Source organism: Staphylococcus petrasii (assembly GCF_002902565.1).
Taxonomy (GTDB): Bacteria; Bacillota; Bacilli; order Staphylococcales; family Staphylococcaceae; genus Staphylococcus; species Staphylococcus petrasii.
The window spans coordinates 1-12324 of record NZ_PPRC01000083.1 but is presented as its reverse complement, the minus strand read 5'-3'; the positions used below and the strand labels follow the sequence as shown (position 1 = coordinate 12324).

17 protein-coding genes are annotated in these 12324 nt (G+C 28.9%); 7 read left to right on the top strand and 10 right to left on the bottom strand.

Annotation, left to right across the window (positions count from 1 at the left end; translation table 11 throughout):
- From CD127_RS10805 to CD127_RS10795, 3 genes are all read right to left on the bottom strand, one after another.
- The coding region (locus CD127_RS10805) for a DUF4097 family beta strand repeat-containing protein (RefSeq protein WP_103366714.1) at window positions 1-689 on the bottom strand (689 nt) is incomplete at its 3' end.
- A complete protein-coding gene (locus CD127_RS10800; protein ID WP_103366713.1) occupies window positions 686-1243 on the bottom strand; it encodes an HAAS signaling domain-containing protein in 558 nt (185 codons plus the stop codon). The genes CD127_RS10805 and CD127_RS10800, both read right to left, overlap by 4 nt.
- Window positions 1244-1299: 56 nt before the next feature.
- Window positions 1300-1785, bottom strand: a complete 486-nt coding sequence (locus tag CD127_RS10795) for a hypothetical protein (RefSeq protein WP_103366712.1) — start codon at window positions 1783-1785, stop codon at window positions 1300-1302.
- Window positions 1786-1979: 194 nt separating this feature from the next.
- Between CD127_RS10795 and CD127_RS10790 the strand changes: the two genes are divergently transcribed.
- Window positions 1980-2540, top strand: a complete 561-nt coding sequence (locus CD127_RS10790; RefSeq protein WP_103366711.1) for a thioredoxin family protein — start codon at window positions 1980-1982, stop codon at window positions 2538-2540.
- 45 nt (window positions 2541-2585) lie between these two features.
- Here CD127_RS10790 and pmtD read toward each other — a convergent pair whose 3' ends face one another.
- From pmtD to CD127_RS10755, 7 genes are all read right to left on the bottom strand, one after another.
- The gene (gene pmtD, locus CD127_RS10785) at window positions 2586-3314 is read right to left on the bottom strand and encodes a phenol-soluble modulin export ABC transporter permease subunit PmtD (RefSeq protein WP_103299080.1); all 729 of its coding nucleotides are present in this window, start codon (window positions 3312-3314) and stop codon (window positions 2586-2588) included.
- A complete protein-coding gene (gene pmtC, locus CD127_RS10780; protein ID WP_103366710.1) occupies window positions 3315-4187 on the bottom strand; it encodes a phenol-soluble modulin export ABC transporter ATP-binding protein PmtC in 873 nt (290 codons plus the stop codon).
- Window positions 4165-4866 carry a phenol-soluble modulin export ABC transporter permease subunit PmtB gene (gene pmtB / locus CD127_RS10775; RefSeq protein ID WP_103366709.1) on the bottom strand — a complete coding sequence of 234 codons (702 nt, stop codon included), beginning with the start codon at window positions 4864-4866 and terminating at the stop codon, window positions 4165-4167. Before pmtB ends, pmtC begins: the two co-directional genes overlap by 23 nt.
- Window positions 4863-5762 carry a phenol-soluble modulin export ABC transporter ATP-binding protein PmtA gene (gene pmtA, locus CD127_RS10770; RefSeq protein WP_103299083.1) on the bottom strand — a complete coding sequence of 300 codons (900 nt, stop codon included), beginning with the start codon at window positions 5760-5762 and terminating at the stop codon, window positions 4863-4865. Before pmtA ends, pmtB begins: the two co-directional genes overlap by 4 nt.
- Window positions 5759-6139: a PSM export ABC transporter transcriptional regulator PmtR gene (gene pmtR / locus CD127_RS10765; protein WP_103299084.1), complete on the bottom strand. Its 381-nt coding sequence runs from the start codon at window positions 6137-6139 to the stop codon at window positions 5759-5761. The genes pmtA and pmtR overlap by 4 nt, the downstream gene beginning before the upstream one ends.
- Window positions 6140-6382: 243 nt before the next feature.
- On the bottom strand, window positions 6383-6559 hold the full coding sequence (locus CD127_RS10760; RefSeq protein ID WP_103366715.1) for an SE1626 family protein: 177 nt from the start codon (window positions 6557-6559) through the stop codon (window positions 6383-6385).
- 178 nt (window positions 6560-6737) lie between these two features.
- The gene (locus CD127_RS10755) at window positions 6738-6833 is read right to left on the bottom strand and encodes a Trp-rich small protein (protein WP_103299085.1); all 96 of its coding nucleotides are present in this window, start codon (window positions 6831-6833) and stop codon (window positions 6738-6740) included.
- Window positions 6834-7028: 195 nt separating this feature from the next.
- Here CD127_RS10755 and CD127_RS10750 point away from each other — a divergent pair, with 195 nt between their 5' ends.
- From CD127_RS10750 to CD127_RS10730, 6 genes are all read left to right on the top strand, one after another.
- Window positions 7029-8315 carry an aminotransferase class I/II-fold pyridoxal phosphate-dependent enzyme gene (locus CD127_RS10750; protein ID WP_103366708.1) on the top strand — a complete coding sequence of 429 codons (1287 nt, stop codon included), beginning with the start codon at window positions 7029-7031 and terminating at the stop codon, window positions 8313-8315.
- A 1337-nt stretch (window positions 8316-9652) separates the two neighbouring features.
- Entirely contained in the window at window positions 9653-10054 is a 402-nt protein-coding gene (locus CD127_RS10745) for a sporulation protein (RefSeq protein ID WP_031464183.1), read from the top strand.
- Between the two features lie 58 nt (window positions 10055-10112).
- Window positions 10113-10274 (top strand): hypothetical protein, encoded by a 162-nt coding sequence (locus tag CD127_RS12710; protein ID WP_011275321.1) that lies wholly within the window; start codon window positions 10113-10115, stop codon window positions 10272-10274.
- Between the two features lie 57 nt (window positions 10275-10331).
- A complete protein-coding gene (locus CD127_RS12975; RefSeq protein WP_380493274.1) occupies window positions 10332-10781 on the top strand; it encodes a DUF6978 family protein in 450 nt (149 codons plus the stop codon).
- A gap of 21 nt (window positions 10782-10802) precedes the next feature.
- The gene (locus tag CD127_RS10735; protein WP_103366707.1) at window positions 10803-11579 is read left to right on the top strand and encodes a DUF1828 domain-containing protein; all 777 of its coding nucleotides are present in this window, start codon (window positions 10803-10805) and stop codon (window positions 11577-11579) included.
- Window positions 11580-11872: 293 nt separating this feature from the next.
- Complete coding sequence (locus tag CD127_RS10730; RefSeq protein WP_103366706.1) at window positions 11873-12121, top strand: hypothetical protein; 249 nt, start codon at window positions 11873-11875, stop codon at window positions 12119-12121.
- Window positions 12122-12324: the final 203 nt, after the last annotated feature.

The window sequence follows — 12324 nt, the reverse complement described above, 5'->3', positions numbered from 1 at the left end:
CTCATTATGATTGATTGACGTTTACTTGAACCTTTTAAATCTGATTCACTATCCATATCTATAAATTTAAGTGTTCCATTATCACTTATAAATATAGAATTCTTAATTTTTGAATTACTTACTAATACATCACCAAAATGTGTTTTTGATTTAATATTACTAGCCAAACTATTTTTAATAAATACATGACTAGTGTCACTTTCAATATTAAATTTTTTTAGTTCTGATTGATTAATAAAGATATCTTCACCATCTTTATGAATTGAGCCCTCATTCACTTTCAGGTTATCAAGTGATACTTCACCCATTGTGGCATCAATCTGTAATTTATTTAATCCTTTTTCTGGAATAGTAATGTAAATTGTAGATTTGCTTAGATTATAGGGATTGACATTAAAACTATATCCTCTATCTGCAGCTCGACGCTCTTTTATATTAATTCCATTTCTTTTAGTGAAAACTTTAATCTCATTATCACCAATATATTTTACTCTAAATTGTTTGCCTTTTTTGATAACAATATCAGAAGAATAGCTATCAATGTTAAGCATATTTAGGTTTTTATTAGTAAATTCTTTGTTATACTTTACTTTCTTATATTCATCTTTATCATGGACAAACCATACTAACGTTCCAGCTACGAAAAAACCTATAAAGATAACTAAACCTGTAATTATCGCTTTCTTCATTGTTTAACTCTTCCTTTAACAGTTTGAATATACCAAGTTAAGTATTTTAAAACGAGTTTATATATATTTCGCGTAATAATCATTGTCATCGCAAAGAGCACTATTCCTATTCCACTATACGAAACACTAAAAAGGAAGTTACTAAAAGAATCTTGGACGCCTTTTACGAAACCCGTAATAATTAAGATAAGTGGGAACAGTATGAGAAAGATTGAAAATAGAAACACTAAAAATAAAATTCCAAGAAAGATAATGATTGGGATAATGATAAAAACAAATGAAATGACGCCCAAACTTAAGGACGCCATGATTGCTCTAATAATGTTACGTAAGTTAGGCGTAACTTTCGCATGTGTGATTGCTTCTTTAGCTTTTAATTCTTTGCCAATTGCATGTGGTTCTCTTAAATGAGATAATATTTCCTTTTCCGATTTACCTTGTGTTTCCTGTTTAAAAAAATGGTTTTCGTAGTCATCCATTAATTTATCTTTTTCTTCTGTTGGTAGTTCTTTCAATTCCATTTCTAGTTCAGTTAAAAAAGTAATTTTATCCATTTCTCTTTCACATACTTTCTTAATTTGTTTATCTCTTTAATAATATTATGCAAAAATTAACGACTAAAGAATTCAATACGTTTCACAATATCATTTTTATAAAGTATAGATAATTTCATATGATTTTCCTTATCTACATAAATAATTGCATCGTAGCCTTTACCAACTTTATCTTTACGATAATTATCGCCTAAATAGTTAATGGCATCATCTACATGATCACCTATATGAACGCCGATGTTTGTATCCACTTTCGAATCATTGACCACGACGATACCTTTTACTTTATTATGTTTCTTTTTAACTTTAACTGTCACATTTTTATGATTTTTGTCATTATAAAATTCATATCTGTCTAATTTAATATGATGATTCACAGTATAATTAGATTTATCGAATTGTTGATTGAGTTGAATATTATTTATCTTTACATCTGTTAAATCAACAGTCTTCTCATTTTTATAGATCGTAAGACCAATGACTACCGCAAACGCTAAAATAGCAAAGATAATAGAAACAACCCATCTATTCTGAATGCGCAAAATAATCACCACTTTAATAGTATTAAATTAAATATATCATAATAATTCATTTTCCTACAAAGATATCCCAAGAATTATAAGGATAAGATTTTTTTAATTTTAAAATTATTATATTTTTATCAAAAGTATTAAAAATATCAATTTTTCAAAAAACTTGTTATAATAATGTAAATTTATTTAAGGAGGTTTTACTTATGTCTAACTTAGAAACATATTACAAAAAAAGCCAACCACTCGAAGATTATATTGCCGACATGACAACAAATAAAAACAACGTCTTGGCAATATATGATGCATTTAGTATTCCTTCCAATGATAGTAAAATTGACAATTTAAAAGGTGCTTCATTTTCAAAAGTCTTAGTGATTACAGAAGACTGGTGCGGAGACGCAATGATGAATCTTCCTATATTAGCGCGTATCAGCGAATATTTAAATCTTGAAGTACGCGTATTTCACAGAGATGAAGACACTAATTTAATTGATCGTTATTTAACTAATGGGACAGCTCGTTCGATTCCTATCTTTATCTTCTTAAATGATAACTATGAACAAGTGAATGTTTGGGGTCCTAGAGCACGTGAAGCTCAAGAGTTCGTCACTGATTTAAGAGCAGAGAAATTACCTGCGAAAGACGATCCAACTTATGAAGAGAAAGAAAAAGAAGTACATCAAGAAATTGCCTCAAAATATAAAAATGACACAGAATTATGGAATCAAGTGTATGATTCAATCGTTACTAAGTTGTCAGTATAAGTATTAAAAAAAGTCTGGGTGAATTGCCCAGACTTCTTTATTAGCTTAAATATCTCGTTTAGCAGCGTAAACCACATTAGCAATGAATAAAACAACAATTGATGCAATTGAAATGAACCATTGCCAATTTGAAAATTTAATTTTGTCAGAATTAGATTTCTCTGTTAAATAGCTGAATGGGATATATTTAAGTGATTTCTGGATGTTATCGCCCCACTCTGGAATTAAACCGATGAATGGTTGAACGAAAGGTACAATAAATACTAAGAAGATACCTAAAGTAAAGATTACAGCTGGTTTTTGCACGATAAGTGTTACTAAGAATAGTAATAAACCAAAGAATAGTAAGAAGATAAGATAGAACCAAATATTTGTTAAGAATTTATCTCCATCTAAATTTTTACCATCTGTAGCTGCTTCGATAATTAACATTGTTAAATAAGTAATTAAAGTGAAAATGAATGAAATAATAACAATAGAAACTGTTTTCGCAACGACATAGCCAATTCTATTTTTAACTTTATTCATGTAAAGTTGGATTGTGCCTTGAGAATAGTCACGAGTGATTGTTTTGATAACTACTAGTAATCCAAAGAATAAGAACATCCAGTTTGCCATTGGTAAAATCATTGTGTAATCTACTTTATCGTTGTTACGAGCCATTAATATTGTAATTAATCCTAATACTGCCCAAATAAGTAATAAAGCAATATATGTTAAATAGCTTTTAAAGAAACTAATAATATCATATTTTACTAATTGTATACTTCTCATTTATTTGTCACCTCTCTGATTAATATTAAAGTACGTATCTCGAAGCGAACTTTTACGTGTTTCAATAAATTTAGGATAAATATTCTTCTCAACAAGTGCTTTAATTAATGATTGATAATCTTGTTGTGCTTTAATATTAATTTCGCCACTCTCTTTATGAGATTGTAAAACGTTGAAATGCGTTGTTAAGTATTCAAGTGCTGTGTTGAAGTCGTCGCGACTTACTTTAACTGATGTATGATCTTGAGGGCCGCCATCTTTCATATTAACGTCTTGTACGAAATGTCCATCTCTTAAGAAGACTGCTCTATCGCAAATCAATTCAATATCTTCCAGTTTGTGACTTGAAATTAAAATCTTCATTCCTAAGTCATTTACTAATGATTGGATTGTTTCTAAGACATCAATTGAACCATCAGGGTCCATACCATTTGTAGGTTCATCAAGAATTAAGTATTTTGGTTTATTCATTAGTGATACTGCAATGGCTAACTTTTGTTTCATACCCATTGAATATTTCTTAACTTTTTTCTTGATGTAAGGTCTCATGCCGAATGCATCGATAATCTTATCTGAATATTCCTTATCGAATCCTTTTCCTAACACCTGAGCGAATAATTTTAGATTGTATAAGCCGCTTTTGTTGTCATAAAGTTTAGGATGTTCAATTAAATAGCCGACATTTTCGTCGTCTTTAAGATCTACTTTTCCTTTAAAATTAATAATATTGCCGTTCATTACTTTCATTAAAGTTGTTTTACCAACACCATTTTTACCTATTAAACCAACAATTTGGCTATTTCCAAAATCAAAGTCGATATTATCTAAAACGTTGTTAGAACCATACGTTTTAGTGATGTTCTCTAGCTTCATAAAAGCCCTCCTTTTTAATACGTTGATTAATATGTCTAAATTGAATAATGTAATTAATTATCATCCATAAAACACTTAATAGTAGTAAGCCATAATTGATAAATTTCGCATATAGCTGTGTATTTAATGCATTATTTAATAAAAATGCATTTGATGCTGTAAACACTAAAGCAATCGCAAACGGTATAACTAACATCATTGAAATAATGTAAGCTGCGTAAGAAATATGTTCACTTTTGCGTTCAGTATTTTTCTGAAAAGCAATAGGAATACTGAAGAAATTGACATATACGAATGAAATAGCTGTAGAATAGCGTAAATCATTAATATCAATATTCGTAGCTTGAAAATTATATAATCCTATAATAAGTGCTCCAAATAATGTTAAGACAATACATGTGATATAGTTTGCATTTAACATGTCTTTTTTAGAAACAGGTAAGCTTTCATAAAATAAATAAGATGATTTACCACCTAATCTTCTATGAATTCTAAATAAATGTCCTGAATCTAAAATACTGACTAACATTAATGCTATGGCAACTGGGGTGTATATAATAAAGCTCCATGTTGTATTAGCCATCACCATGGCATAAATAGGATTAATTACAAGCAACAGAATGTATAAAGCAATCGTCCAACTACGTAATTTAAAGTTTCTAATTAATAGCTGTTTCATTGTATCAACTCACTTTGAGGTTTTTCTTGATGTAAATGCATGCGATCAGATTTTTCTAAGTAAATCATTAATTCTTCTATAGAAGGCTGTTTAATATCGACTTTGTTACCAAACAATTCTTTAAATACATTTGCTTGTTGTGTAAATCCTAGATAACCTGTAGCCTTTTCTTCTTTATATAGAAATAATTGATTTAATTCTTCATCTAAATCTTTAGTATCACCTCTTACAATGAAATATTGCTCTTGCAATTCGTTACGATAGCCTTGAATTTTTACTTCACCATCTTTTAAATAAACAAGATAATCTGCAATCTTTTCTAAATCTGAAATGATGTGCGTTGAGATAAACACTGTTTTATTCTCATCAATCAATTCTTGCTGTAAAATTTCAAGTACTTCGTTTCTAACGATGGGATCTAAACCAGCTGTTGGTTCATCGAATATGAATAACTCAGCGTGATGGCTTAATGCAATTGCCAGTGAGAGCTTCATCTTCATCCCAGTGGAAAAGTTTTTGACCTTACTTTTATATGGTAAATTAAATCTTTCTAAATAATGATGAAACACTTCTGTATCCCAGTCTGTATAAAATGGAGAAATAAAACTTTCTAACTTCTTGACTGTCCATTGTTGATTAAAATAAATTTCAGAATAAACAAAACCTATTTTATTTTTAATCCACTGTGGTTCGTTCATCATCTTTTTATCGAAAACTTTAATCTCACCACTATTTGCTTCTAATAAATCCATAATTAATCGAATGACTGTTGTTTTACCTGCGCCGTTACCGCCAATGAACCCTGTAACAAAACCTTGAGGAACATCGAATGAAATATCATTAAGCGCAAAAGACTTATTACTATAATTTACATTTCTAAGTTCGATTGCATTCATTCTTCTTCCTCCTCATAAATTAAAGTTAATATTTCCTTTAACTCTTTTAGAGGCATGCCAATGGTCTTAGCTTCTTTAATCATTGAACGGGCTAGATTCTCAATCACAAAGAATTGTTTCTCTTTTAAAATTGAACTATCTTGTTCTTTCACAAATGTTCCTTTACCTCTAATCGTTGTGACAAAGCCATCTTTTTCTAAATCTTCGTAAGCACGTTTGGTAGTAATTAAACTCACTTGTAAATCTTTAGCTAATTCTCTCATGGAAGGTAAATGACTACCCGCTTCAACATAACCTTTTAAAATATTCTCTTTAATTTGTTGCTTAATTTGTTCATAAATAGGTTGTTCACTGGTGTTCTTTAAAATTATCTTCATCGCTGTCCCCCTTTAATAACTGTATATACATAATATATACAGTATACACAGATTTGTAAAGCATTTTTATTGAATTTCTTGAAAATTAAGGATTATTTAAGGTTTAAGTGTATATATTGTATAGATACACTTAGTGCATTAAAAAAGAAGCAAGACAGAAATCCGCTTCGATTGAATGGATCTCATCATCTTACTTCTGCTTAGAATTAACTATATTGATTATTTTAAATTTGAAAAATCAATTCATTTACGATTTTTACGTCTATCATTACTTCGATTAATAAAAGCACATATCATAAACATAATAGCTGCCAATAGTAACTTAATACCTTGACTTTCATGTCCTGTCGCTTGTAAATAATAGCTAACAACAAATAAGACGATGGCTAAACCAACAAATATTTTGGTTAAGTGTTTCATCATTTTGTGTCACCTCATTGTTTTAATTATAACAAATTCATCGTTTTATATGTAAACCTTCATAGCAATTGTAAATTGAAATTTATTTATCATATGTTAAAATTAAGTTGTATCCACGTATTACATTACACAACCCCTAACTTGTAGCGGCAAGTTAGGGGTTTTTGTGTAAGGTCATCTATTTATTCTTCCACTTTGATTCCAACCAAACTCGAAAAATAACTAGTATGCCTCCTGTAATTAGAGTCATCATACCTTCTAATAACCACGACATTACACTACACCTCCACAATGAAAAGTGTCATATCTTGTGATGACCTGTCCTCATTTTAACATAAAAAGCGAACAAATGTTCCCTTCTAAAGAAATAACTAAAAAATCCATTGCCCTTACTATAACCAGACTTTATCTTTATTTAAAATCAAGTTAATATAAGAATGAATGATAAAATTAAAGCGAGGTTATAACTATGAACCCTTTAGCACAAAATTTAAATGATCAACTCGTAGATGAACGTCCTGAAATTTTAAGCATGCTTTCAAATTTGGGCCAAGCAATGTACTATCCTAAAGGTATTCTGTCTCAATCAGCAGAAGCGAAATCAACGAAGTATAATGCAACAATTGGAATGGCTACAAATAATGATGGCAAAATGTATGCACAAGCTTTATATGATGTGTATAACCATTTATCTCCAGATGAAGTCTTTCCATATGCACCACCACAAGGTATCGAAAGCTTAAGAGATTTATGGCAACAAAAAATGTTAAAAGAAAATCCTGATTTAACTGCACAAACTATTAGTCGCCCTATCGTAACTAATGCGTTAACTCACGGTTTATCATTAGTAGCTGATTTATTTGTAGATAACGGTGATACTTTATTATTACCTACACACAACTGGGGTAACTATAAATTAATTTTTGATACAAAACACGGTGCTAATATTGAAACTTATTCAATCTTTGATCAAGATGGTCACTATACAACAAATTCATTAGTTTCAACATTAGAAAATTGTAACCAAGATAAAGTGTTATTAATTTTAAACTATCCGAATAACCCTACTGGTTATACACCTACTAAAGACGAAGTTAAAACAATTGTTTCAGCTATTGAACAATTAGCTAATAAAGATACGAAAGTGATTGCTGTTGTAGATGATGCATACTACGGCTTATTCTATGAAGATGTTTATACGCAATCTATTTTCACAGCAATTACGCAATTAGATTCTAAAAACATTTTACCTATTCGTTTAGATGGTGCTACTAAAGAATTCTTTGCATGGGGCTTACGTGTAGGCTTCATTACATTTGGCTTAAATAATGACACTGCTAAAGATGTACTTGAAGCTAAAGTGAAAGGTTTAATTAGAAGTAATATTTCAAGTGGTCCAATGCCTTCACAAAGTGCGATTCAATATGTACTTGAACATCACGAGCAATTTGATAAAGAAATTCAAGCAAATATCGATACATTACAATCACGTTATGAAGTGACTAAAGAAGTTGTTTATGACGATAAATATAAAGATCACTGGACAGCTTATGACTTTAATTCTGGTTACTTCATGGCAGTTAAAGTGAATGGCGTAAATCCAGAAGAATTACGTAAACATCTAATCGATAAATATTCGATCGGTATTATTGCGTTAAATGACACAGATATTCGTATTGCATTTAGTTGTGTTGAAAAAGAAGATATTCCACATGTATTCGATTCAATCGCACAAGCAATTGACGATTTAAAATAATATGTAAGAGGAACTAAGTTAGTTTAGTTCCTCTTTTTTACTGTCCTACTCAATCAAATATAAACAGGAGTGATAGTATGGTTTTCATTTTCTCACTTTTACTAATTATATCGTTTGTATCTGCAATCTATCATCTATACCTATATGCGTTTACCAGTCCGGGCCATGTGACTAAAAATTTGTATTGGTTCATTGGTTCACTTGTAGTGTTCATTTTAATGGGAGTTTGGTTGATAGAATTGCTTTAAAATGATTTTTAGTAGCGAAAATAGAAAGACGCTTTTCTAAAGAAATTTCTCTAGAAAAGCGTCTTTTATTTATTTTATAACTATTTCTTTTTACTTTTGCCATTTTTTATATCTTCAATTAAATCATTACTACCTAACCAATTAGAAATTGTTTCCATAGTGAAACTTATAATTTTTCCTATTAATTCCATAATAATGACCTCCATTGGCTTTACTTTATATTTACCACCGATTAAATATTATTAACTTATTATTGCTTCAATTTTCAATTATAAAAACAAAAGGTTTGCTTCCTATTTTCATAGAAAACAAACCTTAATATTACTCAATAAATATATAAATTAATAATAGTTATTTACTACATCATTCCTGGCATTAAGTACACCTAAAAATACTATAAAATAACTCTTAACAATCCCTATTTAAAGCCGTTTCCGTAATTTTATTATACCATATTTTTTAGTTTTTCCAATCCATTATGTCATAATTATGTCATGACATAAACTCTAAGTAAAAGATGTCGCTGCCCTTAACTACCACAGTTGTTTTACCAACAAATACATAATTTGCACCGTCAGAAACTATTAAATCATATGTATGTTATCTACTTTAACATTTGTTACTCTTTCAGAATGTGGATATGCATATTTAACTTCTTTAGTATCAATATATCCTTTTTAAGGTGTACCGATCAATGAAAGATTGTTATGTATATTTTGTCTTGGACTAACTGACTTATATCTGATGTTAGTTAAAAGTTTTCATCATTCTTTAAATTGTAAATATTTATCTATATTTGAATAATTTAGTTATATGCATTCACTATACTAAACCTTTTGTGATTAAGTTATCCGTCTTTGCATTTCTCAATGCAACACAGAGCTTCTATCAACGTCTTAAAATAATTAATAACTTAATATTTTATATACGTTATACATTTTAAATTAGTAAAATGATAGAATTATTTATATATTCGATATGGCAAATACGTTATTCAGTTTGAGCCATTGAGAGTTTTTAAATTGCATAGAGTGGATTAGTGTTATGGTAATTGTATAATTAAAAAATAATCAGAAAGGATTTGATTCTATGTTTGAAAATCTTCTTGCTTCTATTGGAATAAACTCTGTGAAGGTTGAAACTTTAGTAAAAAATAAAAGTATTCATAGTAATGATACTTTGGAAGGAATTGTAAGAATAGAGGGTGGTAGTTCTGCTCAAACTATTAACAAAATTTCATTAACTTTAGTAGAAAGATATGAAAATCCTGATAAAAATAGTCAATTTCCTGTTTTAGAAAATGAATTACAAACATTTACATTACACACAGATGTTGAATTAAAAGAACACCAAACAATAACAGAAGAATTCAAATTTAATATTTATGAATATGAATTTAAAAGCGAACCAAAACATTTAATATTAAAAACACATGCATATGTAGGTTATTCAGTTGATGCTTATGACGAAGATAAAATTGTTTTTAAATAAAAAATTGATGTTTTTATAAAATCTTATTATTAAAAACAAACCAAAGGGGATATATATTATGAAAAAATTCTTAGCATTAATTTTCGCAAGTACATTAATTTTAGGGGCATGTGGCACTAAAGATGTAGAAGAGAGCGCAAAGAAAAGGAAAGATCCTAAAACTGAAGTAGATGATAAAGGTAGAGTTAAGGGAGAAAAGATTGAAAAAGAGCTAAAATAACATTTACGCAAATTAATTAGTCTACCATATTAATGGCGGAATAAAGGAGGTTGAGGGATGGAGAAAGAATTATACGAAAAATTGCTTAACAAAATCAAAGTTTTTGAAAATAATATAATTAATATACCTAGTGTTGGTGAACAGACTAAACATAAATTATTTCATATTATTGATGATACAGAAAAGTTTACTCTTATAATAAATAAAGGGGGACATAGAAATCCTCATAACTTAACTATACTATTAAATAGCGTTAACTATAAAAGTAATATGATTAGATTTGATGTGAATGGGAGCGACCACGCTAACCCACCAAATTACGAAAGAATACCTACGCCACATATACATATTATTACCGATGAATACGATAATGGAGGTATAGCTATTCCGTTAAAAGAAATCGAGGATTTAAAATTAATGGATGAACTTATCGAATCGCTAGATTTTTTTATGGATTATACTAATATAAAACACGATAATGTTATAATAGAACCAAATTTATTCTAATTGGAAAAGGAGTGATAACTAATGGAACTTATCGAACAAAAAATGAACGAATATTTTAATTGGCTTAAACAAAGTTATAAATACAAAAAAATGGATAGTTCTACAGAAATTACCACTCCTTTTAGAAATCACTTAAATGATTATATTAGAATATACGTTGATTTTTTGCCTGATAAATCAATCATTTTATCAGATGATGGTTTAACTTTAAATGAATTAAAAATGGCTAATATAAACACAAAAACTAAAGCTAGAAATAGGATAATACAATGCATATTAAATCAATTTAACTTAAGTTTAAAAGATGACGAAATTATTGCTCATGTCAAAAATGAAAGCTTCGCTCAATCTAAACACGATTTAATTCAAGGTATTTTAAAAATCTATGATCTTACAATAACCTCTAAAAATAATGTTTCGTCTCTGTTCTATGAAGACGTTTTTAACTTCCTCTATGAAGAAGAGTTAGCGGGAACTGCCGAAGTATCAGTGTCCGGTGAATCAGGTATAAAGTATTCTATCGACTATATTCTGCCTGAAACAAAATCCAAACCAGAAAAGCTCATTAACTTTGCAAACAATTTAGATTTTAATAAAGTAACTAATGATGTGTATATGTATAGAGATGTTAAAACTAATAGACCCTCTAGAAATAATCAAACGCCAAGAATGTTTATTATAGCCAACGATGTTGATCATCCTATTAATGATAAAGCTCGTTATGCTGCAGAACATGAAAATCTTTTAATATTACATTGGTCAGATAAAGAAAAAATCATTTCAACTTTAACAACGTAGTTCTTTCAGGGTACTCCCACGTGCCCTTATTGTTTTTTTACCTTTCTAATTATCAAAAAAACGCCACTTTAAAAGTGACGTTTGAAATGAGATATCTAACTTGTCCACGCGCTAACTATTTAATACTTTTGCCCTTTATTTTAAATATATGCCCTTTATTTGCCCTATTAAATATAAATATAAATCTATTAGAAATTTTTTATACATAATAATACACTTTAAGTTAAGTATTATGCTAAATTGATATATATAATCGTATAAAAAATGAATTCAATAGAATTGGAGGATATTAAATGAAAAAATATGATGATGTAATTAATATCGCTGAAGAAATTTATAATCATTTTAGTAAGATTTCTAAACAAGAGGCAAGAAATGCAACTGAAACTTGGGACATTAGTGAGGCACGTAGTCAATCGGGTACATTAGCTTTAAATTTAGAAACTATTGCCAAAAATATTGATAACTATTCTTACGAAGAAATCAGTAAAATGCTTTATTCTATTTCAAAAGCTCAAAGAGAAATATTTAAGTTAATATAAAAAAACAGTAAAAGGCATCTATTTTATAATTTATAGGTGTCTTTTACTATTAAGCAATTACTGCAATAATAAATTAGACTAATAACTTAATGGAGAGATAGGTTTGTCACTCCATATTTCCAATAACAGTATTGTATTGTAAAATCTGATAATTATTTATATACATATACGCAGGCTCATCGCTCACTGCAATATAACTGTCT